The organism is Nocardia goodfellowii, from assembly GCF_017875645.1.
In the GTDB taxonomy this organism is placed as follows: Bacteria; Actinomycetota; Actinomycetes; order Mycobacteriales; family Mycobacteriaceae; genus Nocardia; species Nocardia goodfellowii.
In genome coordinates this window covers 1,590,528-1,616,624 of sequence record NZ_JAGGMR010000001.1, presented here as the reverse complement: position 1 = coordinate 1,616,624, position 26,097 = coordinate 1,590,528, and the positions used below count along the sequence as shown (strand labels likewise).

The window sequence follows — 26,097 nt, the reverse complement described above, 5'->3', positions numbered from 1 at the left end:
TCCGTGATCCGCCCAGCGCGCACATCGGCGACGGAATCGAGGAACTTCGAGGGAGCGACGACTCACTCGCACTGCACGACCGGGATGGGGTCGTACTTGACGGTGCGGGTGTGGCGGGAGATTTCCTTGCCGGTTTTGCGGTCCTTGATGACGCGGGTGTCGGAGATGGTGAAGCCGGGGGCGCCTTCGGAGGCGATGCAGTCTTTGCCCTTGGGGAGTTTGACGGTGTTCGGCTCGGTGGGCTTGGTTTTCTCGCCGGTGATGGATTCGACCTCGACGGTTTTGGTGCCCCATAGGCGGACGGTGATGTCGGAGCCGGTGGCCACGGTTTCGATGTAGACGCCGTTGGCGGTGTTGTTGCGGAATTTGAGGTCGATCGCGCCGTCGAAGACGGTGGCTTCGCGGGCGGCCGGGTACCGGGAGATGTAGTAGCTGTGCTCGGTGTGGCCGGCGTCTTCGAGGCCGGCGAAGTAGGCGGCGTTGTAGAGGGTGGTGGCGAACTGGCTGATGCCGCCGCCGACGGCGGTGCTGGGGCGGCCGTGGTCGATGATGCCGGACTCGACATAGCCTTCGGCTACCCCGCGGGGGCCGGTGAACTCGTTGAGGGAGAAGACTTCTCCCGGTTTGATGACGGCGCCGTTGACCTTCGCGGCGACGGTGCGGATGTTCACCCCGGACGGGCCGCTGAAGCCACCCGTGGTGAACGAACCCATGGGTTCGACGATCTTCAGGCTGTTGGCGGCCTCGGTGGTGAGTTTGGGCTCGACCTTCTCGTAGATCGCCTCGGCGGTGCGCTGATCGGGCGAAAGCAGCAGGGCCGGAAGCTTTTCCAGCGTCTTCTGCCAGTTGACCTTGTTGCCGACCACGGCGGGGACGACCCGGGCCGAGCTGCCGGACAGGGCGAAGGTCGCGTCCTTCGGCTCCACCTCGGAGGGCGCCAATTGGGGCGCGAGCAGGCCGGTGGCGATGTTCTGATCGAACTTCGCGGCCAGACCGCCCTGCCCGTCGGGGCCGAAGGACAGGATGGTGGCGATCTGGGCCGGGTCGAGGGTGGCCTTGGTTTCCTTGCCCGTGGCGTCTTTGCCGGTGAACACCACGTCGCCGGACACCGCGGGGGTGGCGACCTCGGTCAGGGCTTTGGTGAGGGCTTCGGGCTGGACGGTGACCGGCGCCGGATGGACCGGGAGGTCGAGGGCGGCGCCCAGGACCCAGTTGTCGATCAGCAGGGTGCGGGCGGCGGGGGCGTCGAGTTCCCGGCCGGGGACCGGCGGCACGGCGACGGGCTTGGCCCCCTCGAACACGATGGTGCCTTCGACGGTGGGGCGGTCGTGCACACGCAAGGCGGTGAGCTGCTGGTCGAGCGCGGTTTCGTCGACGCGGCTGGCAACCGGGACGGTGCGCGTGGTGAACATCGACGCGAAGCGGGTGACGGGATTGAGCGGTTGGTCGCCGATATCGGCCCAGGTGGCGTCCCAGTCGATGTCCAGGCCGGCGGCGTTGGGCGTCAGCACGGTCTGCACGTCGCCGATGCGAATCGGGAGTTCCTGACCGGCACGGCCGCCCAGCGCGGCACGCAGCTTCGCGTCGGCGGAGGCGGTCTCCATGCCTCCGATATCGACGCCCGCGACGACGGTGCCGCGTGGGACCTCACCCGAGGAACGGATCAAATCGGTGGCGTAGCCGATCACGCCGACGGCGAGCAGGGCGCCCACCGCGATGCCGGTCCGGCGCGCGGCCGGGGATTTCCACCAGGGGCCAGGGCCGGGTGCCGGCTTGCGACGCTGGGCCTCGGCCGGGCGCATGACCTCGGTGGGCGGGTCCTGGATGCGCTGGTGGCCCGAGAACGCGCGCTGATCGTCTCGCGCGACCGTCCGCATCGGCACCGTCTCCATCGCTGCGTTCTGCGGCATCGCTGCGTTCTGCGCGGTCGGCGCGTCCTGTGACCCACCCGACTGTGCGGCCGCCGCTGCGCGCTTCGCCTCGAGCAGTTGGCGCAAGGTGACTTCGCCTCGGTCGTGGCGTCCGGTACTCGACTCGTTCGTCACGAACCGTCCTCCCCGTGTCTCTGAAACAAATGCAGTCAGGTGAAAGGCACTCGCCTGGTGCGAGTCTCCGCCCACGATAGTGCGCCGCACCGACACCGTCCGCACAGCACGGACGAGCGGCAAACGGCCCGCAAAACATGCGGAAAGGCTCCACGCAGTTGCCGGGTCGGGGGTCTGGCAACTACGTGGAGCCGATCTGTTTATCGGTGACCCGCTACGCGTGTTACATCCCGCCTCACCAGGTTTCCGGCGTACCACGCGGGACAATCGGAAACGGACCGGATCGCAGCACCGCCGCACAGGAGGAGAGGGATGGTATGCAGCTGGGAATGATCGGACTGGGCCGGATGGGCGCCAACATCGTGCGCCGCATCGCCAGGGACGGGCACACCGCCGTCGGCCTCGACCGGCACGTCGAGAACATCGAGATGTTGCGTAGTGAGCTAGGCGACAATTTCGACGGGACCACCGAGCTGACGGAGTTCGTGGGCAAGCTGGAGACGCCACGGGTGGTGTGGGTGATGATCCCGGCCGGGGCGACGGGTGCGATGGTCGATCAACTGGCCGGGTTGCTGGAGCCGGGCGACATCATCATCGACGGCGGTAACAGCCGCTACCACGAGGACATCACGCGCGCGAAAGACCTGCGGCCGAAGGGGATCCACTACATCGACATCGGAACATCCGGTGGCGTCTTCGGTTTGGAGCGCGGGTTCTGCCTGATGATCGGCGGCGAGTCCGAACAGGTGAAATACCTTGACCCGCTGCTGAAGTCGATCGCGCCGGGAGTCGAGGCGGCGGAGCGGACACCGGGCCGCCAGGGTGAGCCCTCGACGTCCGAGCAGGGATATCTGCACTGCGGGCCCGCCGGTGCGGGACACTTCGTGAAAATGGTGCACAACGGCATCGAGTACGGGGCCATGGCGGCCTACGCGGAGGGCCTCAATATCCTGCACAAAGCCAATATCGGGGCCGAGCACAACGGTGAGTTCTCCGCCGAGGAGACACCGCTCGACCACCCCGAGCACTACATGTACGACATCGACATTCCCGAGGTGACCGAGGTGTGGCGGCGCGGGTCGGTGGTCGCCTCCTGGTTGCTGGATCTCACGGCGAGCGCGCTGTACGCGGATCCCACCCTGGAAACGTTCAGCGGACGCGTGTCCGATTCCGGGGAGGGCCGCTGGACGCTCGACGCGGCGGTCGACACCGGGGTACCCGCGCCGGTGCTGGCGGCGGCGCTGTTCCAGCGGTTCTCCTCGCGCGGGGAAGCGCTCTACGCGGACAAGGCGCTCTCGGCGATGCGCAAAGCGTTCGGCGGGCACAACGAGCTGCCCGGCAGGTAGCGCTTCAATCCTGTACCGGGGCCCGGCAATTCGGCGCCGGGCCCGGTTGTGACGCGAGGACACCGCTTCTGTGGGGTTTCGGGTCGATCACGACTGGAACAGAATGGTGCCGGAGACGTAAGTCCGAGGACCAACGGCGGTCCGGATGTGGGGTGAGGTCGATGGTGGTCCAACACCTGGTGCGCAACGGTGCGGTAGACATCGCCGTATACGAGCAGGGGACGCCGGACGGGCCGACCCTGCTGTTGTTGCACGGCTGGCCGGACACCCATCACCTGTGGGACAACGTCGCGCCGGAGTTCCTGGACCGGTTCCGGGTGTTGAGCGTGGACAACCGCGGCCACGGTGCGTCCACCAATCCTCCTGGCTCCCTGGATATTTCCGTGGAGAAGCTGGCGCAGGACTACGTCGCGGTGATCGAGGAGTTGAGCCCGGACGAGCCGGTGCACGTCCTCGCGCACGATTGGGGCAGTGTCGCGATGTGGGAAATCGTGTGCCGTCCGGATGCCCGCCGTTTGGTCGCGTCGTTCACCTCGGTGTCCGGGCCGAGCCTGGCGCACACCGCGCAGTGGGCGCGCAGCCGGCTCGCTCGCCCGACCCCGCGCAATATCGCGCTGCCGCTCGCTCAACTCGGCTCGTTCGCCTACTCGACCATCCTCGCGCTGCCCGCGTTGCCGCACGCGGCGATTCGCACGACCATGAGCGAAGAACGCTGGCGGGCCATCCTTTCCAACAGCGAGGGCGCGCGGCCGGACAAAATTCACCTCGCGCCGACCTTCAAGCAGGACATGGTCAACGGGTTACGCATCTATCGCGCGACGTGGTTCGCGAATCCGCTGCGCGCGCGGGACGCCCGCACCGAAGTTCCGGTACAGATCATCATCGGCACCCGCGACCCCGCGGTGCGGCAGTCCGCGTACTCCGACGAGGATCGGTGGGCCGAGGAAGTCTGGCTGCGGGTGGTGAAAGGCGGCCACTGGCTGCCGTTCTCGCATCCGGAGCTGCTCGCGTCCGCGACCGTCGAACTGATCGACGCCACCGCCGGCGCGCCACCGGCCCGCAGTCTGCGGCGCGCGCGCATGGGTGCGCACCGCAGGCCTTTCGAGGATCAACTGGTCGTGATCACCGGCGGCGGCAGCGGAATCGGCCGGGAAACAGCGTTGGCTTTCGCGCGGGACGGTGCGGAGATCGTGGTCTCCGATATCGATATGGCGGCCGCCGAGGACACGGTCGGATTGATCGCCGGGGCGGGCGGCATGGGCCACGCCTACCGGCTGGACGTCTCCGACGCGGCGGCGGTCGCCCGGCACGCGGACGAGGTGCTGGCCGTGCACGGCGTGCCCGATGTCCTGATCAACAACGCGGGCATCGGCCAGGCGGGCCGGTTCCTGGACACCTCCGCCGAGGATTTCCAGCGTGTCCTCGACGTCAACCTGAGCGGGGTCGTCAACGGCTGCCGCGCCTTCGCCGGGGCGATGGCCGATCGCGGCCTGGGCGGACACATCGTCAACCTCGCCAGCATGGCCGCCTACACCCCGCAGCAGGGCTTCACCGCGTACTCCACCAGCAAGGCAGCGGTTTTCATGTTCTCCGACTGCCTGCGTACCGAACTGGCGGCCGCCGGTATCGGCGTCAGCACCATCTGCCCCGGCATCGTGCACACCAATATCGTGCGCACCACCCGCATGGCGGGCGTCTCCCCCGCGCAGGAGGCCCGCATGCGGGAGCGCTACGACCGGCTCTACCGCATGCGCGGCTACACCCCGGACAAGGTCGCCGCCCAGATCGTCCGCGCCGTCCAGAAGAACAAGAAGATCGTCCCCGTAACCCCCGAATCCCGCGCCCAGTACTACCTCTGGCGCTTCGCCCCCGGCCTCGTCCGCTTCGTCACCGAGCGCACCCGCCTGGTCCGCTGAAACTAAATCGGCAGAATCTTGCCGGTTGACAGGAATGCGGATCCCATTCTCGCAAGTATGAGCAGAATTCGGCAGAATGCTGCCGCTCTCTCTGCTCGCCCAGCCGATGACTCGTCCATCTAGCCGCGAACGGCAATATTCTGCCGATTTAAGCTACGAACACCTAGAATCGGAAGCAGTATTACCGCAATCGGCAGGATCTCGCCGTTATCGGAGGCCGGGTGACAGAGCTAATCGACATCGGACAGGCGATCCGAGCTGAACGACGCCGCCATCGCCTCACCCAGGAGCAACTCGCGGAGCTCGCTGGAACGTCCACTCGGACGGTCCGGGACATCGAACACGGCACCGGAACCACAAGCATCGCTACCGTGGCTACCGTGGCAGATGTCGTCGGCCTACGGCTGGGCGTCTCCCTGTGACCAGCTTCGAGGACTTCCGGCATATCGGCCGCGCCGATGTCTACAAAGCCGGCCGCCTGGCCGCGATACTTCTACGAAACCCCGACGGAAGTACAGAATTCCGTTATCTGCCTGAGTATCGGCGGCCGATGAAGAGCCAATCGCGACCAATTGCCCTTCGGGGGATCGCCGCTACTCGGGTGCAACGCGAATTGCGTTGGCGTCGGGATGAAATCGAGCAGAGTTGAGCAACGAACGAAAACGCGCCCCGGAACTGATTTTCCGGGGCGCGGTTCGTAATCCCGCTCAGGGCAGGGGCTTTCAGCGCTCCAGGATCGCGACGACGCCCTGGCCGCCGGCGGCGCAGATGGAGATCAGGGCGCGGCCGGAGCCCTTTTCCGCCAGCATCTTCGCGGTGGAGGCGACGATGCGGCCGCCGGTGGCGGCGAAGGGGTGGCCGGCGGCGAGCGAGGAGCCGTTGACGTTGAGCTTCGAACGGTCGATGGAGCCGAGGGCGCTGTCCAGGCCGAGGCGCTCCTTGCAGTACTGGTCGGATTCCCAGGCCTGCAGGGTGGCGAGCACGACCGAGGCGAAGGCCTCGTGGATCTCGTAGTAGTCGAAATCCTGCAAGGTCAGGCCGTTGCGGGCGAGCATGCGCGGGACCGCGTAGGTGGGGGCCATCAGCAGGCCGTCGGGACCGTGGATGTAGTCGACGGCGGCGACCTCGGAGTCGACCAGGTAGGCCAGGGTCGGCAGCTTGCGTTCGGCGGCCCACTCGTCGCTGGACAGCAGCACCGCGGACGCGCCGTCGGTGAGCGGAGTGGAGTTACCGGCGGTCATGGTGGCGTCGCCCGCCTTGACGCCGAAGACGGGCTTCAAGGTCGAGAGCTTCTCGATGGTGGAGCCGGGACGCAGGTTGTCGTCGCGGGTCAGGCCGAGGAACGGCGTGATCAGGTCGTCGAAGAAACCACGGTCGTAGGCGGCTGCCATGTTCTTGTGCGACAGATAGGCCAGTTCGTCCTGGGCCTCGCGGGCGACACCGAACTCCTTGGCGGTGATGGCGGCGTGCTCACCCATCGACAGACCGGTGCGCGGCTCGGCGTTGCGCGGGATCTCGATGCCGACCATGGACGGACGCAGCTGGCCGACCAGCTTGAGGCGGTCCTTGTTGGTCTTGGCGCGGTTGGCGTCGAGCATCCACTCGCGCATGGTGTCGCTGACGCCGATCGGGGCATCCGAGGTGGTGTCGGTGCCGCCGCCGACGCCCGCGTCGATCCGGCCCGCGGCGATCGCGTCGCCGACGGTGACGATGGCCTGCAGACCGGTGCCGCAGGCGAGCTGCAGATCGTGGGCCGGGGTGTAGGGGCTCAGCTTGGAGCCGAGCACGCTCTCGCGAATCATGCCGTGTTCGCCGACGCGCTTGAGCACGGCGCCGCCGACGACCATGCCGAGGCGCTCGCCCTGCAGGTTGAACCGGCTCACCAGACCGTCCAGCGCCGCGGTGAACATATCCTGGTTGGACGCGTGCGCGTAGGCCTTGTCGCTGCGCGCGAACGGAATCCGATTGCCGCCCACGATGGCAACAGACTTCGGCTGCTTCGCGGGCTTTTTCGCCGAACGGGCTTTGCTAGTCACTCGAGTCTCCACGGTCTCGTCGGATGTCGGGGATAAAGCGCCCCGCCGGTGTTGGTTTACATTAAACTTACTCTGGAGTAAGTTTATTGTCGACACCGTACCCCGTGACATGCGCGATTCCCGCCGGGGCAACGAGACAACACACGACAGAAAAGGTAGGAACAGTGGCAGCCAGCAAGAGCAAGGGTGCTCCCAACCTCTACGGATCGTTCGTACACTCCGCGCCCGGGCAGTTCCTGGCCAGCAAGCTCGGGCTGCCCCAGCCGGAGAACCTGCGCCGCTACCGGGCGGGCGAACCGCCGCTGAGCGGGCCGGTGCTGATCGGCGGTAAGGGCCGGGTCGCCGAGCCGGTGCGAAACCTGTTGTCCGACTACACCTTCGCCGACTCCCTGAGCCAGGGCACCAAGTACGGCGCGCTGGTGTTCGACGCGACCGGCATCGGGTCCATCGAAGACCTGTCACAACTGTTCGAGTTCTTCCAGCCGGCCATGCGCAGCCTCACCCCGTCGGGCCGCGTCGTCGTCATCGGCACCACGCCGGAGCTCACCGCCAGCGTCGACGAACAGATCGCCCAGCGCGCCCTCGAGGGCTTCACCCGCTCGGTCGCCAAGGAGCTGCTGCGTGGTTCGACCGCACAGCTGGTGTACCTCTCGCCCGAGGCCTCGGCGAGCGCCACCGGCCTGGAATCGACGCTGCGCTTCCTGCTTTCGGCCAAGTCGGCCTTCGTCGACGGCCAGGTCATCCGGGTCGGTTCCGCCGACTCGGTGGCCCCGGCCAGCTGGGACAAGCCGCTGGCCGGCAAGGTCGCCGTGGTCACCGGCGCGGCCCGCGGCATCGGCGCGACCATCGCCGAGGTCTTCGCCCGCGATGGCGCCACCGTTGTCGTCGCGGATATCCCGGCCGCCGGTGATGCCTTGTCCGACACCGCGAACAAGGTCGGCGGCACCGCGCTCGCGCTCGACGTCACCTCCCCCGACGCCGCCGAGAAGCTCGCCGAGTTCTGCACCGAGCGGTTCGGCGGCATCGACATCATCGTGCACAACGCCGGCATCACCCGCGACAAGCTGCTCGCCAACATGGACGAGGGCCGCTGGAACTCGGTCATCAACGTGAATCTGGCCGCGCCGCACCGGATCACCGAGGGCCTGGTGGCGCGGGGCGCGCTCAAGGAAGGCGGCCGCGTCATCGACGTGTCCTCCATCGCCGGCATCGCGGGCAACCGCGGCCAGACCAACTACGGCGCCTCCAAGGCCGGTGTCATCGGCATGGTCGATGCCGAAGCGCCGAAGCTGGCCGAGAAGGGCATCACCATCAACGCCGTGGCCCCGGGCTTCATCGAGACCGCCATGACAGCCGCCATCCCGCTGGGCACCCGCGAGGCCGGTCGCCTGATGAGCTCGCTGCTGCAGGGTGGCCAGACCGTCGACGTGGCCGAGACCATCGCCTACTTCGCCAGCCCGGCGTCGAACGCGGTGAGCGGCAACGTGGTTCGCGTCTGCGGTCAGTCCCTGATCGGAGCATGATGACGCAGACGATCACGCTCACCGAACCGCCCAAGAACAGCGGCCTTTTCATGAAGGCTGCGCTGGGCGCAGTTCCGGTGCCGCTGCTTTCGGCGCGTGGGTCCCAGTTGCCCGATCGGGTGGTGCGGCTGGAGGGTTTCAAGGTCGACCCCGATCACCTGGCCGCCTACTGCCGGGCCACCGGGTTGCGGTTCGGTGACGCGCTGCCGCTGACCTACCCGTTCGTGCTCAGCTTCCCGCTGGCCATGCAACTGGTGGTGGCCCGCGACTTCCCGTTCGTCGCGGTCGGCGCGGTGCACGCGGAGAACCTGATCGAGCGCACCCGCGAGATCTCGGTGGCCGAGCCGCTGGACTTCGAAACCCACATCGAGAATTTGCGCGAGCACCCGAAGGGGCTGCTGGTCGACGCCATCACCGAGGTGAACGTCGGTCGTGAGCTGGTGTGGCGGCAGGTCACCACGTTCCTGCACCAGCAGCGCACCTCGCTCTCGGGCGGGCCCAAGCCCGAACCGAAGCCGGAAGAGGTTCCGCCGCCGCCGATGCGGCAGTTCCGGGTCGATCAGAAGATCATCAGCCGGTACGCGGCCGCCTCGGGTGACCACAACCCGATCCACACCTCCGCGTTGGGCGCCAAGGCTTTCGGCTTCCCGAAGCCGATCGCGCACGGCATGTGGTCGGCGGCCAACATCCTCGCCAATATCGAGGGCCGGGTGCCGGACAAGGCCGACTACGCGGTGAAGTTCGGTAAGCCGATCTTCCTGCCGTCCACGGTGAACGTGTACGCCGATCAGGTCGAGGGTGGCTGGGATCTGGCGATGCGGCATCCGAAGAAGGGTTACCCGCACCTGACGGCCACGCTGCGCTGAGCAGGTCGTAGAAGACCGCGCTAACAGTCGCAACCGCATCCGTCGCAGCAGCCGCCGCAACTGCAGCATTCGCCGCAGGAGGAGCAGCCTTCGGCGCAGTCGCAGCAGCTGCCGCAGTGCTCTTTCCACCACGCCGGTTTCTGTTCGCCGGTGCAGGGATTGCGGTGGTCGGCGCAGAGGGCGTAGCCGGTGCAGTACGAACCGAGGACGAGGGCGAGGGATTCGCCGAGGCCGGGTCTGCGGTGCGGTGGGCGGAACGGGGCGTGCGGACGGTCCCGGCGGCGGGTGCCGCGGCGCTCGGCGTGCGGACGGTCGGCCGATGCGCAGGTGTGGGCGATCGTTGCGCCCACACCTGTGCTGAGGCGGCGGAGCAGCGCGGTCAGCGGGTCGAGCAGGATCCAGCGGACCGTCGGGGCATCGGCCAGCCGAGCCGCCGCTACGGCACGGCGCAGGTCCGAATCCGATTGGCGGAGTAGGTCATAGGCTTCGGGCAGGGCGGTGCCCGTGGCGGCGAGCGGGTTGAAGCGGCCGTGCGCCGAGTCGGCGTCGAAGTCCTCGATGGCGTCCGCGAGGTGCGCGATACGACCGAAATGCCTGCCCGCCTCGCGCATCGGGTCGATATTGCCGGGCGCTCCGGCCAGAACCGCGGTGTGCGCGAAGAATTCGGCGGCGCAAGTCTGGGTAGGGACGGTCAGGTCATCGAGGGACAACGCGGATGCGTTGCGTTCCAGTTCCGACTGCGAATTGATCGCTGCCACAAGCGGTTCGACGTCGAGCCCGATACGTCCGGCTTGCGCTCTGGCACCATCGGCCCAGCGGGTGGACACCTTCGCCATCGGACGCCGGGTGAGCACCGAGCCGTCCCGATCCTCGACGTGATCGCGAATCTTGGCCGAGCCCAACAGCAGTGACGCCGTCGACGCCAGCAGTACACCCGGCGCGTCCGTCGCGGCTACCTCGGCGCGCTGCATCCCGCGTAGCGCGCAGCGACCAGCGGTCGTGCGCCGCACGGGTCCGCTCGACTGCGCCTCGGTCAGCACGCTGAGCACGATCGCGTCGGTATTGGTCGCGGTGCGAGCCAATTGACCCTGCCCGTCCCGCAAGCCGAGACACAAGCCGCACATGTGCGCGCGCCACTGCGCGGGATCGATCCCATACTTCGCCGCGCCGTGCGAACACGGCCTCAACATCCCGAACATTCCGCCCCGTAATCCCCGGTCCACGCGACCGGTCCGTGCCAGTTGATCTCAGCACCTTTGCAGGGCGTTAACGACATCGCAATCGGGCCGGGCGAATTCGGCCGGAGATACTCGGCTATTCGGCCTTTTTGCGGCCCTTGAGACCGCTCCAGGCGAGATCGTCGAGCAGGTTGACGGCTTCTTCCACCTCGATGCGGCCGCTGGCGACGCGGTCGGCGATCGCCTCTCCCGCCCCGATCACCGCTACCGCGACCACATCGAAGTTGGTGCCCGGCTCGGCGTGCTTAGCGCTGGACTCCAGCAGTTTCGCGGTGAGTTCGATGACGCGCTCGCGGGCGTTCTCGATTTCCGAGGCGAAGGCTTGCTGGCCGATCGCCTGCCGGTAGAGGACCTGCCAGGAGCGGCGGTTGGCGTCGACGAAACCGAGGAAGCCCTCCAGTGCGGTGCGGACCTGCTCGTGCGGGGACAGCAGCGGGTTGCCCGCGGGGGCCACCGATTCGATGAAGCGCAGGCCCTCGCGCTGGATGCAGGCGCGAAACAGTTCGTCCTTGGAGCCGTAGTACAGGTAGAGCATCGGTTTGGAGATTTTCGCCTCGGCGGCGATCGCGTCCATCGACGTGTCGTGGAAGCCTTTGCGCGAGAACACCTCGACGGCGGCGTCGAGCATTTGTTGCTCACGAACCGCCCGGGGAAGTCGCTTCGTTCCGCCCGCCATCCACTGTCTCCTACCGCAAGGTGAAGCCCCTATATTACTCCAAGGTAAGTTCGGTGGGCACGATTTGCTCACCGATCGCCTGTCTTATCTGAGAGCCGGGCTAGACAGCGATCCTACGGCCCGGCGCACCGGGCCGAGACAGCCTTAACACTGCGTTGAGATGCCCTTGTACTTCGCCATCCGCAGCACCGACGCGTCGACCTGAGCGCTCGGCAGCGTCCCGCTCGTCACCGCTTGCTCCAGCTGATCGAGCACCTGCGACACCGCGGTGGTGTTGATCCACAGGGCGTTGTCCGCACCGGCGACCAGCGCCGCCTGCACCGCGCTCGCGATATCCAACCGCGCGGTAATGGCTTTCATACCGCTCAGATCGTCGGTGAAGATGACGCCGTCGAAGGGTGCCGCACCGTAGCCGACGCCGTTGCGCAACAGCGCCATCGTCTCCGGGCTGATGCTGGCGGGCACATCCGGGGTGGTCAGGCCGGGCACGTCGAGATGGCCGACCATGACCGCGGCGCCGGAATCCCCGAGCTCGCGGTAGGGCGCCAGATCGGAGGCGATCAGCTCGGCCAGCGGCGGAGTGCGCACCGAACCGTGATGCGAGTCGCCGGAGCCGCTGCCGTGGCCGGGGAAATGCTTCATGACCGAACCCAGCCCGACCTCGTTCATGGCCCGGATGTAGGCGCGCGCGTAGTCGGTGACGACCTGCGGGTCGTCGGAGAACGAACGGTCGCCGATCACGGCGTCGTCCGGCTCGCTGCTCACATCGACATCGGGCGCGAAGTCGACGGTGATGCCGAGATCCTTGAGCTTGCGCGCCCGGACCAGCGTGGCCTGGTAGAACTCCTCCGAGGTCATGGTCTCGGCGGTGGCGCGGGCCGACGGCGCGGGGCCGATCAGATCCTTGACCCGGGAGACGCGGCCGCCCTCCTCGTCGATGGTCACCATCAACGGGACCTTCGCGGCAGCCTTGACCTGCTCGGCCTGGCCGGTGGCGAGGAACGCCTTCTCGGTGAAACTGCCGACGAAGATGCCGCCGACCTGTTCGGAGCGCACCACCTGCTCCGCGTCGGCCGCGCTGCTGACGCCGACGGTCAGCAGCTGCGCCAGCTTCTGCCGCGGCGTGAACTGCGCGAGGTAGACGGCGTTGCAGTCGCGTTGCACGGTGGTCGCCGAGGGTGGCGCGGACGGGGCCGGCGCGTCGGAGGTCGGCGAACCGGAACTCGACGAGTCTCCGCCGGAACAGCCGGTGACGACCGAGGCGAGAACCGCGAGCAGGACGAGAGGCGTCTTCCGCATGAGGTTTCACGCTAGTGCGCGGGGCCGCGCCGGGCATCCCCGGGTGCGTGGCGGCCGCGCGCCGACGCCCGCGGTGGGCGTGTCGGGAGTAACCTTGGGAGGTAGCCGAACCCCGCACCGGGAGGTCGCCGTGCCCTGCGATCTGATGCTCATCGCGTACGACGGATCCGAAAATGCCAAGCGCGCCATCGAATACGCCGGGCGATTTCTCTCGGCCGACCGCGCGGTGGTCCTCACGGCCTGGGAGCCGATGGTCCGCCAAGCCGCCAAGCTGTCGGGGTTGTCCGGGGTGATGCAGCCCGAATGGATGCCCGACGAGGAGATCGAGGACATCGTTTACGTCGACGCGCGCAACATCAACACCGAGGGTGTGCGGCTGGCGAAGCTCGCCGGGTTGAACGCGGAGGCGCGCACGGCCGAGTGCAGTACGACGATCTGGAACACGATCGTGGAATGCGCGGACGAACTCGATGTCGACATCATCGTGGCCGGGACACGCGGGGCGACCGGCGTGCGGGCGCTGCTGCACAGCAGCGTCGCGGACGCGGTGCTGAAACACTGCCACCGGCCGGTGCTGATGGTTCCGCCCGGCCGGGAACCCGCCAAGTAGCCGTCGCGACCGTCACGCTGAGACGTACGTCGCTGGAGCGGGCTCGTTGCCGGGCAGCGGGGTTAGGGTCGAAGGACCATGGACGGATTCCTGCTAGCCCAGCCCGGCGGTGTGCTGCGCACGTCGGGCAGTCGCGGCACCTTCGACGAGGTGGCGGCCGCGGCGGCCGCGCTGCGGGATCATTCGGCCGATCTGATCGTCGGAGCGCTGCCGTTCGATCCGCGCCGGCCGGCCGCGCTGACGGTGCCCGAGCACGCGGAGCACACCGCGGGGCCGTGGCGGCCTGCCGCGCTGCCGGAACTGGCTCCGGTGCGGGTGGTCACCGAAATGCCCAGTCCGGCAGAACATATCGCGCGGGTCGCGAAACTGGTCGAGCAGTTGAACGACCCCGGCCAACCGTTACGCAAGGTGGTCGCGGCGAGATCCGTTCTCGCCGAAGCCGATAGCGCCCTGGATCCGGAAACGGTGGCGGCCCATCTGCTCACCAGGCATCCGCACGCGAATGTGTTCGCGGTCGATCTGACGCCGGCGGGCCGCACCGGTGCGACGCTGCTCGGCGCGACGCCGGAAGTGCTGGTCGCCCGGCACGGCAGCACCGTGACACTGCGGCCGCTCGCGGGCACCATGCCCCGCTCGGCCGATCCGGAAGCCGATGCCGCGCGGGCCCAGGAGTTGTTGTCCAGCAGTAAGAATCGCGACGAGCACGCGTTCGTCATCGAGTGGATTCGCGACATCCTCGCCCCGCTCTGCGCGAGCCTGCGCATCCCCGCCGGTCCGGAGCTGGTGCACACCCACGAGGTCTGGCACCTGGCCACTCCCATCACCGGCACCTTGCGCGACCCCGCCATCTCCGCCCTGGATTTGGCGGTCATGCTGCACCCCACACCCGCCGTCTGCGGCACTCCGACGCACCTCGCCCTCGAAGCCATCACCGAGACCGAGGAAGACCGCGGGTTCTACGGCGGCGCGGTCGGCTGGTGCGACAGCGACGGGGACGGCGAGTGGGTCGTCGCCATCCGCAGCGCCGAACTGTCCGCCGACGGCCGCTCGGTGCGCGCCTTCGCGGGCGGCGGCATCGTCGCGGCGTCGGACCCGCGCGCCGAACTCGAGGAGACCACGGCCAAATTGCGCACGCTGTTGGGCGGCTTACAGTGCGCGCTGCCGCCAACCGACCTCTCGGCCTAGCGACCCGCGTGCCGCTGCGCGCAAGTTTCGGCTCATTCCGGGCCTTTCCCCTGGTCGAACCGCGAATCGACGGGCTGAGGGTAGGAAGTGACCTGGACTACTGCTAAGTTGCTCCGGAATGTGCCTGCATCAATGTATTGGAGTGCCGCGATGAAGTTTGCTGTTCCCGGGATTGCGAGTGCGGTCGGCGGCGCCGTTTTGGGCCTGCTCGCGGTGTTCGCGATCACCGCCGCAGTGCAGCAGAACACCCGGCCCGAGCTCGACAAGGGCGACCCGGACTCCTCCCTGCTCAACAACGTCGAGTACGGCGCCCGCTGACCCCCTGCTCCGTTTCGGCATGCTCGCGCATTGCCCCACTCGCGCATGCCAGTAGCTGACCCGGCAGGCCCGGGGGCAGACGTGCGCGCACCGCGCCGCCGCCCCGGGCCTGACCTCGTATGCCAGTGACTTCCGCGCCACTCTCCGATTCGATCGGAACCGAGAGCGCGGCGACGGGTACGCCCGACGCCGCGCCGCTGGGCAAACGCTGGCTCGCCGGGACCGTGCTCGCCGCCTTCCTCCTGGCCTTCTGGCAGGCGCCCGGAACGACGGTGGCCGACACCAAGTACGACTTGGCGCAGAATCCGTTCGGGTTTCTGGCGCGCGCCGCTCATCTCTGGAGCAGCCAGGCACCGATGGGTCAGGTGCAGAACCAGGCCTACGGCTATTTCTTTCCGCACGGCGCGTTCTTCTCGGCCGGGCACGCGCTCGGCCTGCCCGCCTGGGTGACCCAGCGAATCTGGTGGGCGCTGCTGCTGCTCGCCGGGTTCTGGGGCATCGTCCGGCTGTGCGAGACCCTCGGGATCGGCAGTCGCGGGTCGCGGGTGATCGCGGCGATCGCGTTCGCGTTCTCGCCCCGCGTGCTCACCACGCTCGGTTCGATTTCCTCCGAGACCTTGCCGATGGTGCTGGCGCCGTGGGTGCTGCTGGCCCCGGCCGCCCTCGGCACGGCCTACCGGAACCGCAAGCTCGGCGGTGCGCGCAGCCCGGCCGGTAGTGCGCTGGCGCTGGCATTGATGGGTTCGGTCAACGCCGTCGCCACCGTCGCCGCGTTCCTGCCCGCGCTGCTGTGGTGGGGTTCCTATCGGCCGGATCGGCGCTGGTGGCGGTTCACGCTGGCCTGGGTGCCGCTGCTGGTGCTGGCGGTGTTCTGGTGGGCGGTGCCGCTGTTGCTGCTCGGCAAGGTGTCGCCGCCATTTCTGGACTACATCGAATCGTCCGGGGTGACGACGCAGTGGGCGTCGCTCGGTGAGGTGCTGCGCGGCACCGACAGCTGGACACCGTTCGTCTCGCCGGAGCGGATCGCGGGCGCGGTGCTCGTCACCCAACCCGCCGCCGTGCTGGCCACCGGGCTGATCGCGGCCGCGGGCCTGGCGGGCCTGGCGCTGAAGACCATGCCCTGTCGCGGTCGGCTCACGCTGATCCTGCTGGTCGGGCTGGCCGGTATCTGCGCGGGCTACGTCGGGGAACTGAGCGGGCCGTTCGCGGAATCGGTGCGGGTCTTCCTGGATTCGGCGGGTGCGCCGCTGCGGAACGTGCACAAGCTGGAGCCGCTGATCCGCTTGCCGCTGGTGCTGGGCCTGGCGCATCTGCTGGCCCGGATTCCGCTGCCCGCGTCGGTGCCGATGCCGGTGTGGCGCAGCGCTTTCGCCCATCCCGAGCGGGACCGCCGGGTCGCCGTCGCGGCGCTCGTCCTGACCGCGCTGGCCTTGTCCACCTCGCTGGCCTGGACCGGGAAGCTGGCGCCGCGCGGCGCCTACGACCAGGTGCCCGCCTACTGGCAGCAGACCGCGGACTGGCTCTCCCGCAACGCTTCCGACACTCGCGCGCTGGTGGTGCCCGGTGCGCCGTTCGGCAGCCAGGTGTGGGGTCTCACCCGCGACGAACCGTTGCAGGCGCTGGCGAGCACGCCGTGGGCCATCCGGGATTCGGTCCCGCTGAACCCGCCGGGGACCATCCGCGCGATGGACTCCGTCCAGCGGCTGATCGCCGACGGGCGGCCCTCGGCCGGGCTGGCGGCAACGCTGGCCGATCAGGGCATCGGAGTCCTGGTGCTGCGCAATGATCTCGACCCCGAGACCTCGCGGTCGACCCGGCCGTTGCTGGCCCATCGGGCGATCGAAGGCTCGCCCGGCCTGACCAAGGTGGCCGAATTCGGTTCACCCATCCAGATTTCCGTGATCGCCGACGGACTGGTGGCCGATGGCGATCTGCGGCCCGCGTATCCGGCGATCGAGATCTACCGGGTGGAGGTGGACCCGCCGGGGACGCCCACTCGGGTACGCAGCGGAACCGGTGCGCCGAATTCGTTCCCCGGCGCCTACACCGTGGGACTGGGCGAAGTTCCGACCGTGCAGGGCGGCCCGGAAGTACTGGAGCGACTGCGCCGGTCCGGAAACACCGGCGTGCCGAGCCTTCTCGCGGCCGACGCGACCCGCGCCGGTCTGCCCCTCGGACCGCTCACCGTCACCGACAGCCCGATGGACCGGGAAACCGACTTCGGCAAGGTCGACAACCACAACTCGGCGTTGCGCGCGCCGACCGACCCACGTCGCACGCACAACCTGGTGCCCGACTATCCGGTGCCGGGCGCGGAACTCGTGCGCGGCGAATGGTCCGGCGCGACCATCACCGCGTCCAGCTCCGCCGCCGACGCGACCCAGCTCGGTGGCGCCGCACCGGGCAGCTCCACCGCCGCCGTGGTGGACGGCGATCCGGCCACCTCCTGGATCAGCAGCGGCATCGACAGCGCGGTGGGGCAATGGCTTCGGCTCGATCTGGAGACGCCGATCAAGTCGGCCGGACTGCTCAGCCTGACCACCAGCCCCGCCGCCATCGGCACGCCGGTGAAATGGGTGGAGGTGCGCACCGACAACGGCAGCGTGTCCGCACGCGTCACCGAACCGGGTGCCCCGCTGTCGATCTCGCTGCCCGCCGGCCGCACCACCTGGCTCACCATCACCGCGATCCGCACCGAGAACGACACCGGCGGCGGGCAATTCGGCATCAGCGAGCTCGAACTCGACGATTACAGCGTCCGCGAGACACCGGTGCCGGTGGATATCCGGCACCGGACCGTACTGCCGCCCCTCGCCACCGGCACACCCGTGCTGGCCTGGGATCTGGGCCAGGAATTCCCCGGGCGCAGTGCGTGTTTCGACGCCCCCGACCGTGTGCGCTGCAGCAAGGCGCTCGCGCTGGCGGCGGAGGAGCCGGGGACTTTCGAACGCACACTGCAGGTTCCGGAACCGATGCGCGTCGCCCCGGACCTGACCGTGCGCACCCGGCAGGGCCCGGCGTTGGCGGCGCTGCTCACCGACCCGAACCGGCCGATCGCGCGCGGCCAGGCCGATGTCGGCGATCTGCGCGGTTCCGCGTTCGCCGCGACCGACGGTGACGTCCGCACCAGCTGGACCGCGCCGGAGGACTCGATCCGCGAATTCACCGGCCCGAAACCGACACTCACCATCGAACTGCCCGAACCGGCGTTGGTCACCGGCCTGGATCTCACCCCGTCCCTCGGCGGTCTGCCCGCCGCGCCCACCTCGGTCGCGGTGAACCTGGGCAACGGTCCGCAGGTGCGTGCACTGAACACCGACGCCGAACCGGGCGCGGCGTCGCGGATCTCGCTGCACCCGCAGGTGACGGACCGGATCGAGATCACCATTCAGTCCTGGCAGCCGGTGCTGGACAAGACCGCGCTCGGTTTCGCCATCACGCAGCCGCCGGGCCTGGCCGAAGTCGAAGTGCTCGGCCCCGGCTATCCGGCTCCGGCACCCGCCGACCGGCAGCTCACCATTCCGTGCGCGCTCGGCCCGACCATCAATATCGACGGGCAGCTCGTGCGCACCTCGGTCACCGCGACCGCGGCGGAGTTGCTGTCCGGCGCGCCGGTGGCCGCTCGGGTCTGCGACGACGCGGCGCTAGAGATTTCCTCCGGGGAACTTCCCCTGTCGACCGGCCGCGCGGACGTTCAGGTCGGGCCGACCGAACTTTTCTCCGTCGACCGGATTCGGCTGTCTCGCACCGATTTCGAGCCGAGCCCCCGCCCCACCCAGGATCGACTGCTCGTCCTCCCGCTGAGCACCAATGTCGGCTGGGCGGCCACCGCGGATGGTCGTGAGCTGACCCCGATCGTGGTGAACGGCTGGCAACAGGGCTGGATACTTCCCCCGAACGCAGGCGAGGTCACCGTCTCCTTCCCTGACGACCGCTGGTACCGACTCGGCATCTTCGGCGGTCTGCTGCTGCTGATTCCCCTTGCCCTGCTGGCGATTCCGCGACGTCGACGCTTCTCCGCGCTGCTCGGACTTCGATCACGGACCAGCCCCGCCGCGGTGACGGCTCCCGAGCAGGCTGCGTCCACCACTGCCGCGACTTGGGGAAATCGACTGCTCGGCGCAGTCGGCCTCGGCGCGGTCGCGACCGTGATCGCCGGACCGGTCGGCGCTGTCCTCACCGCGGCCGGTGTCGCCGCCGCCCGGTTCGCCCCGCAGGCCACCACGAAATACCTTCCGGCAGTGGCGGGAATCGGCACGACCATTTCCGTCGCCGCGCTGTCCACCGGCCCTTGGCGCGCCCAGGGCGGTTACATGGGCGGATCGCTCTGGGTCCAATTGCCCGCGCTGATCGCTGTAATCGCTGTCGGCATCGCCGCTCTCGCGCCCCGCGACCGGTAGCGGCACCGCTTCCGTGCCGCGAATCGCGCACTGCGGGTCTAGGCGAAATCGTCCTACTCGCAGGCAGTTACGTTGATCGGCATACCGTCGGCGGTCGGGACTACGCGGTCGGCGAGTCCGCGTCGCGCGCAGCGGCTTTCGCACGGTCGCGGCTGCGGGCGAAGCGGCGGGCGGGATCCTCGATCAACGCGTAGCTGGCCGCCGCGACCGGGATGGTGAGGGCGATGGTCAAGCACAGCACCCAGAGGAAGTCCCCGCGGAACGGCAGGATGCCGAAAACCGGAAAGACAATGGACAGCACCGCGAGATGCCATAGGAAGATGCCGTAGGACCAGCGGCCGATGGTGGCGGCGAGCCTGGATTCCAGCCAACGGTGGCGGCGGTCGCCGAGTACGAGCGGCGCGAGCAACGTGAACCCGATGATCAGGCCGAGCGCCATCTTCGCCGCGTACTGCCAGGGCTCGGCGCGGGTCAGGCCGGCCGGACCGCCGAGGTCGGTGGCGGAGAACAGGAAGGCCGCCAGCGCGATCGTCCACATCAGCGGCTGGTTGCCGAGGACGCGCACCCAGCGCGCCGGGCCCGCCGTCCGCCGGATGTCGACCAGTTCGGCCAGCACCATGCCCGCCGCGAACCACGGCAGATAGGCGGGCAGCCAATTGTCGGCATGGATCGCGTCCGGTGTCGGGACCGGGATGAAGTTCCAGCTCAGGCAGATCACCGCGAGCGCTACCAATACCGGGACCCGCCACCGGGCCGCGGCGCCGCGCAGCCACACCACGCTGAACGCGAGCAGCGGCAGCACCAGATAGAAGGCCACCTCCACCGACAGGCTCCACATCTGGGTCAGGCCGTCGGTCAGGGTCAGCGGAATGAAGACCTGCAGTAGCGCGAGATTGGAGAACCAGACTCGCCAGCCCGCGGTATCGGCCGCACTCGGCAGCAGCAACAACACGGCGACCACCACGGCCCAGTAGGCGGGCAGTATTCGAGCGGCGCGATGCCGGAAGTAGTAGCCGACCGTCGGTGCGGTGCCGAGTCCGCGCGCGGCCGCCGCGTGCGGACGCCACAGCAGGAATCCGGAGAGCGCGAAGAACACCGCGACGGCCATGTCGAAGCGTTCCCACACCCGGCCGAGGACCGGCATCGAGGACGATCCGGTTTGGAATGCCACGTGCGTGACCAACACACCGAGGGCCGCCAGGCCGCGCATGCCTTCGAGTGCGGGGACGAACCCGCGCGATCGGACTGCGGTGGGTGTCGTGGTGGCGGACACAGGGGTGGTGGCGGTCATCGCGCTCCAGTCTGCCCTATCGATTCCCCAGGTGAGAACCCGTCGTTTCACTTTTCGCGCTACACTCAGCGCGATTTTGGTCGGAAACCGGACTCGGCAGGGCATGTTACCTCTCGTCCCTGTTAGTGTCGGGGCTCACGAGTGCCGCGGGCTGCCCGCAGTACGCGGAACGACCTGTGTGTTCTAAGACGAGGAGTGTTTGCATGGCACTGAGTGCCGGAACCAGAAGGACGGTGGCCTGCCTGCTCGTGGGTCTCGGCGCGTTCATGATCGTGTTAGCGCTGATGATCCCGGCTTACACCGTCGGCAAACTGGCGAAGACTCCGCTCGACCTCGAGATCACGACCATCGCCAAGAATGCCCCCGGATCCGAAAGCCTGGTGCTCGACTCCAAGTCGCTCACCGCGCCCGAGGGTTCGGCCAAGGTCGACAGCAACGTGCCGCTGGTCTCGCAGCGCTTCGTCACCGTCGAGGAGCCGTCCGACGCCACCGAGATGACGGTCCAGGCCGGTCAGACGCTGCGTCGCATCGACAAGCAGGGCGACACCGGCCTGCTCACCGCGACCGTCGACCGGGTCACCATCGACCGCAAGACCGGTGAGCCGGTCGCCAAGGAGCCCAACGGCTCCATCGCGGTCACGGTCGACAAGGAGATGAAGAGCGTCGCGGAGCCGGTGCAGCACGTCGGTCTGCAGTACCGCTTCCCGCTCGGCACCGAGAAGAAGACCTACCCGTACTTCGATCTCAACGCGCGGAAGACCTTCGACATCAACTTCGTCGAAGAGACCGAGATCAACAACATGAAGGTCTACCACTTCACCCAGACCATCCCGGCCACCAGCATGTGGGACGTCGTCAAGGCGCCGACCAACCGGCTGGAACTGCCCGCCGCCAAGTGGGGCGTCGAGGGTGACGGCCCGGTCACCATGACCCGGTACTACACCAACACCCGTGACCTGTGGGTGGAGCCGGAGACCGGCACGGTGATCAAGGGTGGCGAGCAGATCCACCTGTACTACTCCCGCACCGCCGACAAGCCCGAGGTGACCGCGCTCAAGGGCAACATCGTCTTCGACGAGCCCACCATCGAGTCGCAGATCTCGGTCGCCAAGGAGAACATCGACAAGCTGGCCCTCTACGGCCGGGTCCTGCCGATCGTGTTCGGCGTGCTCGGCGCCATCCTGCTGATCGTCGGCGTGCTCATCGGCATCCGCGGCGGCTCGGCACCGGCCGGTCGCGGCAACCGCCTCGCGCCGGGTGGCCCGGTGCGTGGCGACGATTCACCCACCCAGGTGATCGACACGCGTAAACTCTGACCTCGTCAGAACCTCGAATTCGGCCCCCCGGTGTGCACCGGGGGGCCGAATTCTTTTTGCGCACAATGCTTCTAAGCGACGCGGCACCGGATTAATGTGCCGGTATGAGCGACGCGGATGTGGTGGTGCTGGGTGGTGGGGTCGCCGGACTGACCACCGCGATCGTCCTCGCCGAGCGGGGTGCTCGGGTGCGGGTGTGGGCGAAAGAGCTTGCCCCCTGGACCACTTCGGCGGTGGCGGGTGCGCTGATCTGGCCGTATCACGTCGAACCGGCCGAGTTGGTGGGCCCGTGGGCGGTCCGGTCGCTACGGGAGTACGAGAAGCTGGCCGACGCGCCCGCCACCGGCGTTCGGCTGGTCACCGGCGTGCACGCCGATACACCGCTCGACTTCATGCCGGTCTGGACCGGCGCACTGGACGGGGCGCGGGAGGCGACCGCCGCCGAACTCCCCGAGGGATTCACCCAGGGGCTGCGGGCGACCGTCCCGCTGCTGGATATGCGGGTGCACCTGGACTACCTGACGCGGCGACTGGCGGCGGCGGGCGGCGTGCTCGAGGAGCGCGCGGTCGCCGGCTTCGGAGCCGCGACCCGGGCGGCCCCGGTGATCGTGAACTGCACCGGCCTCGGCGCGCGCACCCTGGTGCCGGACACCTCGGTACGGCCCGTGCGCGGGCAGATCGTGGTGGTCGAAAACCCCGGGCTCACCGAATGGTTCGCCGCCGCCGGGGCCGATCTGACCTATCTGCTGCCGCGCCCGGGCTATGTGATCCTGGGTGGCACCGCACAACCCGGCTCCTGGGATCTGATCCCGAATCCGGCCACGGCACGCGCCATCGTCGCCCGTTGCGCCCGCATCCAGCCCGCTCTCGCCGACGCCCGGATCCTGGAACACCGTGTGGGACTGCGCCCTTCGCGGCCCGTCGTACGCGTCGAGCGGGAACAGCTCGACGGCGCGTTGCTCGTGCACAACTACGGCCACGGTGGCGCGGGCGTCACCGTGGCCTGGGGGTGTGCGGAAGCCGCGGCCGCACTGATCTGAACGACCTTGCGGGGCCGACTATTTCGGGTAGGCCACCGGATGCCGGGGCTGATACAGCAGCATCGATCCTGAACCCGGAATGCGCATCGTGACGCACAACCCGAAACCGCGATCCACCACCCCGCCGTCGAATTTCGCTCCGCGCTCGGCGAGTTCGTCCACCGTGGCCGCGATGTCGTCGCAGAGCAGCGAGATCTCGTGGTGCGTCGCGTCCATTTCGGCCGGATGCACCCCTAGTTCGCTCGGACCGGTCTTGAAAATCAGCCAGCCGTCGTGGGCATCCACATGCGGCCAGCGCAGTACGTCACGGAAGAAGGCGCGGGCGGCATCGGGATCGTCCGCGTAGACGAGGGTGTGCACAGCGGTGATCATCCGAGGATCGTAAAGGTCTGCGGCGCAAACACAGTGGCGCCGCGCGCTCAACCCGCCGGGGTGTCCGCGGTACGCAGGACCGTCGCGGCGACCAGCGTCGTGGTGGCGGCCGCGACGCACACGCAAATGGTGATCAGCGACGGCACCGAATGCGCGAAAACCAGCGCCAGGGTGACCTCGACCGCCAGGCCGATCCACGCCAGCGCCGCCAGCGCGGTGCGATCCACAGCGATCGCCGACAGCACCGCCCCTTGCAATACCGCCAGGATCGCGCCGTGCAGCGCGAACAACCACAGCAGGCCCTGAATCGGGGCATAGTCCGCACCCGCGAACAGCGGAGCCAGCGGAGCCGCGACCGCCGCACCGAGGACGGCGACGATACCGATCCCGGAAAGCACCGCCAGCGCGTCCCGGATGGCGCGCGCCGAATGCGTCGGCTGCGCCATCCGGGGATAGAGAACCACACCCACCGCTTGCGGCAACCAGAACGCGATCTTCGCGGCGACGGTACCGAGCGCGTATCGGCTGGCGTCGTCGGTATCGCCGAGAACCATCCGCACCACGATCAGGTCGGCCGACGACAGAGCCATCAGTGCCGCCTGCACCTGCGCGGCCCGCAGCACCGGGAGAACGCCTACGCGGGGGGTTGGCGCTGCCCCTTCTTGCGGCGGCTCCGCCGATCCAAGGGGCAACGGCCGTGCGGTCACGTCGACCATGGGTGCTCGGCTGCCGGCGACGTAGCGCGCGAATCCCGCCGCTGCCGTCAAGCCGAGGGCGGCGGCGCACAGGGCGGCAGCGGTGCCGCCGCCGAGGATCAGCGCCGCCAGCGCGGGGGCGACGCGGGCGATCCCGGCGAATCCGAGGACCTGGGCGAGTTGCCGGAATCTATTGCTGCCCTGGAGAATTCCCTGCTCACCGGACAGCAGCACCAAGGCGGGCGCGGCGCCGAGAGCGGCGGCACAGGCGAGTACATTCACCTCCAGCGCGACCGTCACCAGCGGCACCAGCAATGCCGCGAGCACCGCCACGATCACCGCACACCGCCACTGCAACCGCCGCAGGGCGGGCACACTCGCACCGCGCACCAGTTCCCGGGCGACCACGTTCTGCAACGCCAGCGCCGGGACCGCGCACAGGAGTTGCACCGCCAGCAGGCTCGCGAACTCGCTGAACCCGGACACTCCCAGCCAGCGGCTGGCCAGCACCTGCAACAGATAGCCCGCGACATTCGCCGTCATCGCCCCGGCTGTCACCAACGTCAAATCCGCGACCACGGGTAGACGACGAACGGCAGGCACACCCCATCGTCGCACCTCACCGCCGCAACCCCGAAACTCCGGCCCACCGTGCGGTCGCTTCGGGCGGCCGACCGGCGCGGGAGTGCCTAGGGTCAGGGCATGGCTGTCGTACACAACACCACGATGGAACCGACCAAGCTGGAACTGCTGGCGCACTGGCTGCCGCAGCAGCGGTGGTATCACGGTGCCGGCGCACCGGTGCTGCGGAAAGCCGGCGGGTTCCGCCTCGATGATCCCGCGGGCGAGGTCGGTATCGAGTTCATGATCGTGATCGACGAGACGGCGGACCCGGTCGCGGCGTACCACGTACCGATGACCTACCGGGGCGAGCCGGTCGCGGGAGCGGAGGCCGCTTTGATCGGCACCTCGGAACACGGTGTGCTGGGCACACGCTGGATCTACGACGGTGCGGCCGATGAGGTGCTGCTGGAGCAGGCGGCGGCGCTGCTCACCGGAAAGGCGCAAGCGCAGGCGCAGAACGCGAGCGACGCCATCGACCCGACCGTCGAAGTGGCGACCGCGCCCGACCGCCCGCTCACCGTGCGGGTCAACCGCACCCCGCGGGATCAGCGCCCGGCTGCTGCCCTCGGTTATGTCACGGCCCCGTGGCAGGCAGGGGACGTCACCGCGCGCGGCGTGCTTCTGGAGGCCGTGGCCTGAAAATCCGATCGCGCCGAACGAAGGCCCGAGTGAATAATGCGCTGGTGACTCCGAAGCGCCGTATCTCCGTCGTGGGAACGTCGGGCTCGGGCAAAAGTACGCTGGCGCGCGCGATCTCCCAGCGGCTGGGGATTCCCCACATCGAACTCGATGCCATCCACCACCAGCCGAACTGGACTCCCCTGCCCACGGACGAGTTCCGGGCCGCGGTCACCGCGCAGGTCACCCGGGACGCGTGGGTCGTCGACGGCAACTACAACGGCAAACTGGGCGACCTCGTATGGCAGCACGCCGACACGGTGCTCTGGTTCGATCTGCCCCGCCCACTGGTCCTGCGGCAAATCATCCAGCGGACCGTCATCCGCGCCCTGACCCGCCGCGAACTGTGGAACGGCAACCGCGAACGTTTCCGAGACATGCTCTCCCGCGACCCGGAACGCTCGGTGATCATGTGGTCCTGGACCACCCACGCCCGCAACCGCACCCGCTACGAAGCCGCCCGAGCCGACCCCGCCTACCAGCACATCGATTTCATCCGTCTCGGCTCCCACCGCGCGGCCGAAAAGTTCCTGACCGGCCTCGACCCCGCGGCCGCGCCCACCGAACCGCGGCCCTAGGGTCCCGTTCACCCCGCCTCGGACGATCAAGCCGCCTGGGCAACT

Annotated in this window: 22 protein-coding genes; 14 read left to right on the top strand and 8 right to left on the bottom strand. The window is 68.6% G+C overall.

From position 1 onward, the window contains the following. Positions 1-62: 62 nt before the first annotated feature. Positions 63-2,045, bottom strand: coding sequence for a VanW family protein (locus BJ987_RS06875; protein WP_209885741.1), 1,983 nt, complete (start codon positions 2,043-2,045; stop codon positions 63-65). 317 nt (positions 2,046-2,362) lie between these two features. Between BJ987_RS06875 and gnd the strand changes: the two genes are divergently transcribed. From gnd to BJ987_RS06855, 4 genes are all read left to right on the top strand, one after another. Further along, a complete protein-coding gene (gene gnd / locus BJ987_RS06870; RefSeq protein ID WP_209885739.1) occupies positions 2,363-3,391 on the top strand; it encodes a phosphogluconate dehydrogenase (NAD(+)-dependent, decarboxylating) in 1,029 nt (342 codons plus the stop codon). A 161-nt stretch (positions 3,392-3,552) separates the two neighbouring features. Further along, on the top strand, positions 3,553-5,307 hold the full coding sequence (locus BJ987_RS06865; protein WP_209885737.1) for an SDR family oxidoreductase: 1,755 nt from the start codon (positions 3,553-3,555) through the stop codon (positions 5,305-5,307). A gap of 221 nt (positions 5,308-5,528) precedes the next feature. Next, positions 5,529-5,729, top strand: a complete 201-nt coding sequence (locus tag BJ987_RS37155) for a helix-turn-helix domain-containing protein (RefSeq protein ID WP_209885735.1) — start codon at positions 5,529-5,531, stop codon at positions 5,727-5,729. Then, the gene (locus BJ987_RS06855) at positions 5,726-5,956 is read left to right on the top strand and encodes a hypothetical protein (protein ID WP_209885733.1); all 231 of its coding nucleotides are present in this window, start codon (positions 5,726-5,728) and stop codon (positions 5,954-5,956) included. Before BJ987_RS37155 ends, BJ987_RS06855 begins: the two co-directional genes overlap by 4 nt. Positions 5,957-6,029: 73 nt before the next feature. Here the strand turns inward: BJ987_RS06855 and BJ987_RS06850 are convergent, their stop codons facing one another. Further along, complete coding sequence (locus BJ987_RS06850; protein WP_209885731.1) at positions 6,030-7,343, bottom strand: acetyl-CoA C-acetyltransferase; 1,314 nt, start codon at positions 7,341-7,343, stop codon at positions 6,030-6,032. Positions 7,344-7,507: 164 nt separating this feature from the next. On the opposite strand from BJ987_RS06850, the gene BJ987_RS06845 reads away from it, so the two are divergent. Both BJ987_RS06845 and BJ987_RS06840 read left to right on the top strand, forming a co-directional pair. Then, positions 7,508-8,866 carry a 3-oxoacyl-ACP reductase gene (locus tag BJ987_RS06845; protein ID WP_209885729.1) on the top strand — a complete coding sequence of 453 codons (1,359 nt, stop codon included), beginning with the start codon at positions 7,508-7,510 and terminating at the stop codon, positions 8,864-8,866. Next, a complete protein-coding gene (locus BJ987_RS06840; protein WP_209885727.1) occupies positions 8,866-9,732 on the top strand; it encodes a MaoC family dehydratase in 867 nt (288 codons plus the stop codon). Before BJ987_RS06845 ends, BJ987_RS06840 begins: the two co-directional genes overlap by 1 nt. A 20-nt stretch (positions 9,733-9,752) precedes the next feature. On the opposite strand, the gene BJ987_RS06835 is transcribed toward BJ987_RS06840, so the two are convergent. From BJ987_RS06835 to BJ987_RS06825, 3 genes are all read right to left on the bottom strand, one after another. Then, positions 9,753-10,931: a DUF5685 family protein gene (locus BJ987_RS06835; RefSeq protein WP_209885725.1), complete on the bottom strand. Its 1,179-nt coding sequence runs from the start codon at positions 10,929-10,931 to the stop codon at positions 9,753-9,755. Between the two features lie 115 nt (positions 10,932-11,046). Beyond that, the gene (locus tag BJ987_RS06830; protein WP_209885723.1) at positions 11,047-11,646 is read right to left on the bottom strand and encodes a TetR/AcrR family transcriptional regulator; all 600 of its coding nucleotides are present in this window, start codon (positions 11,644-11,646) and stop codon (positions 11,047-11,049) included. Positions 11,647-11,790: 144 nt separating this feature from the next. Next, the gene (locus tag BJ987_RS06825) at positions 11,791-12,945 is read right to left on the bottom strand and encodes a glycoside hydrolase family 3 N-terminal domain-containing protein (RefSeq protein WP_209885721.1); all 1,155 of its coding nucleotides are present in this window, start codon (positions 12,943-12,945) and stop codon (positions 11,791-11,793) included. Positions 12,946-13,075: 130 nt separating this feature from the next. Here BJ987_RS06825 and BJ987_RS06820 point away from each other — a divergent pair, with 130 nt between their 5' ends. The 4 genes from BJ987_RS06820 (at position 13,076) to BJ987_RS06805 (ending at position 19,458) form a co-directional block, all read left to right on the top strand. After that, positions 13,076-13,555, top strand: a complete 480-nt coding sequence (locus BJ987_RS06820) for a universal stress protein (protein WP_209897963.1) — start codon at positions 13,076-13,078, stop codon at positions 13,553-13,555. 78 nt (positions 13,556-13,633) lie between these two features. Then, complete coding sequence (locus BJ987_RS06815; protein WP_209885720.1) at positions 13,634-14,740, top strand: isochorismate synthase; 1,107 nt, start codon at positions 13,634-13,636, stop codon at positions 14,738-14,740. Between the two features lie 150 nt (positions 14,741-14,890). Further along, entirely contained in the window at positions 14,891-15,058 is a 168-nt protein-coding gene (locus tag BJ987_RS06810; protein ID WP_209885718.1) for a DUF2613 domain-containing protein, read from the top strand. Positions 15,059-15,177: 119 nt separating this feature from the next. Continuing rightward, on the top strand, positions 15,178-19,458 hold the full coding sequence (locus BJ987_RS06805; RefSeq protein ID WP_209885716.1) for an alpha-(1->3)-arabinofuranosyltransferase: 4,281 nt from the start codon (positions 15,178-15,180) through the stop codon (positions 19,456-19,458). 100 nt (positions 19,459-19,558) lie between these two features. Here the strand turns inward: BJ987_RS06805 and BJ987_RS06800 are convergent, their stop codons facing one another. Beyond that, complete coding sequence (locus tag BJ987_RS06800) at positions 19,559-20,749, bottom strand: acyltransferase family protein (protein ID WP_209885714.1); 1,191 nt, start codon at positions 20,747-20,749, stop codon at positions 19,559-19,561. Positions 20,750-20,952: 203 nt separating this feature from the next. On the opposite strand from BJ987_RS06800, the gene pgfA reads away from it, so the two are divergent. After that, complete coding sequence (gene pgfA, locus BJ987_RS06795; RefSeq protein WP_209885712.1) at positions 20,953-22,065, top strand: cell envelope lipid trafficking protein PgfA; 1,113 nt, start codon at positions 20,953-20,955, stop codon at positions 22,063-22,065. A 104-nt stretch (positions 22,066-22,169) separates the two neighbouring features. Then, the gene (locus BJ987_RS06790; RefSeq protein ID WP_209885710.1) at positions 22,170-23,105 is read left to right on the top strand and encodes an NAD(P)/FAD-dependent oxidoreductase; all 936 of its coding nucleotides are present in this window, start codon (positions 22,170-22,172) and stop codon (positions 23,103-23,105) included. Positions 23,106-23,123: 18 nt separating this feature from the next. On the opposite strand, the gene BJ987_RS06785 is transcribed toward BJ987_RS06790, so the two are convergent. After that, the gene (locus tag BJ987_RS06785) at positions 23,124-23,477 is read right to left on the bottom strand and encodes a VOC family protein (RefSeq protein ID WP_209885708.1); all 354 of its coding nucleotides are present in this window, start codon (positions 23,475-23,477) and stop codon (positions 23,124-23,126) included. A gap of 47 nt (positions 23,478-23,524) precedes the next feature. Further along, positions 23,525-24,715, bottom strand: coding sequence for a polysaccharide biosynthesis protein (locus BJ987_RS06780; protein WP_209897961.1), 1,191 nt, complete (start codon positions 24,713-24,715; stop codon positions 23,525-23,527). Positions 24,716-24,874: 159 nt separating this feature from the next. On the opposite strand from BJ987_RS06780, the gene BJ987_RS06775 reads away from it, so the two are divergent. Both BJ987_RS06775 and BJ987_RS06770 read left to right on the top strand, forming a co-directional pair. Beyond that, positions 24,875-25,435 (top strand): maltokinase N-terminal cap-like domain-containing protein, encoded by a 561-nt coding sequence (locus tag BJ987_RS06775; RefSeq protein WP_209885706.1) that lies wholly within the window; start codon positions 24,875-24,877, stop codon positions 25,433-25,435. A gap of 44 nt (positions 25,436-25,479) precedes the next feature. Beyond that, positions 25,480-26,052, top strand: coding sequence for a P-loop NTPase family protein (locus BJ987_RS06770; protein ID WP_209885704.1), 573 nt, complete (start codon positions 25,480-25,482; stop codon positions 26,050-26,052). The last annotated feature ends 45 nt before the right edge of the window (positions 26,053-26,097 follow it).

What these genes read in the sequence shown, in the direction of transcription:
- gnd (WP_209885739.1), top strand. Translation starts at nt 2,363, where the DNA reads ATGCAGCTGGGAATGATCGGACTGGGCCGGATGGGCGCCAACATCGTG.
- BJ987_RS06865 (WP_209885737.1), top strand. Translation starts at nt 3,553, where the DNA reads ATGGTGGTCCAACACCTGGTGCGCAACGGTGCGGTAGACATCGCCGTA.
- BJ987_RS06840 (WP_209885727.1), top strand. Translation starts at nt 8,866, where the DNA reads ATGACGCAGACGATCACGCTCACCGAACCGCCCAAGAACAGCGGCCTT.
- BJ987_RS06835 (WP_209885725.1), bottom strand. Translation starts at nt 10,931, where the DNA reads ATGTTCGGGATGTTGAGGCCGTGTTCGCACGGCGCGGCGAAGTATGGG.
- BJ987_RS06830 (WP_209885723.1), bottom strand. Translation starts at nt 11,646, where the DNA reads ATGGCGGGCGGAACGAAGCGACTTCCCCGGGCGGTTCGTGAGCAACAA.
- BJ987_RS06825 (WP_209885721.1), bottom strand. Translation starts at nt 12,945, where the DNA reads ATGCGGAAGACGCCTCTCGTCCTGCTCGCGGTTCTCGCCTCGGTCGTC.
- BJ987_RS06815 (WP_209885720.1), top strand. Translation starts at nt 13,634, where the DNA reads ATGGACGGATTCCTGCTAGCCCAGCCCGGCGGTGTGCTGCGCACGTCG.
- BJ987_RS06810 (WP_209885718.1), top strand. Translation starts at nt 14,891, where the DNA reads ATGAAGTTTGCTGTTCCCGGGATTGCGAGTGCGGTCGGCGGCGCCGTT.
- BJ987_RS06805 (WP_209885716.1), top strand. Translation starts at nt 15,178, where the DNA reads ATGCCAGTGACTTCCGCGCCACTCTCCGATTCGATCGGAACCGAGAGC.
- BJ987_RS06800 (WP_209885714.1), bottom strand. Translation starts at nt 20,749, where the DNA reads ATGACCGCCACCACCCCTGTGTCCGCCACCACGACACCCACCGCAGTC.
- pgfA (WP_209885712.1), top strand. Translation starts at nt 20,953, where the DNA reads ATGGCACTGAGTGCCGGAACCAGAAGGACGGTGGCCTGCCTGCTCGTG.
- BJ987_RS06790 (WP_209885710.1), top strand. Translation starts at nt 22,170, where the DNA reads ATGAGCGACGCGGATGTGGTGGTGCTGGGTGGTGGGGTCGCCGGACTG.
- BJ987_RS06785 (WP_209885708.1), bottom strand. Translation starts at nt 23,477, where the DNA reads ATGATCACCGCTGTGCACACCCTCGTCTACGCGGACGATCCCGATGCC.
- BJ987_RS06780 (WP_209897961.1), bottom strand. Translation starts at nt 24,715, where the DNA reads ATGACGGCGAATGTCGCGGGCTATCTGTTGCAGGTGCTGGCCAGCCGC.
- BJ987_RS06775 (WP_209885706.1), top strand. Translation starts at nt 24,875, where the DNA reads ATGGCTGTCGTACACAACACCACGATGGAACCGACCAAGCTGGAACTG.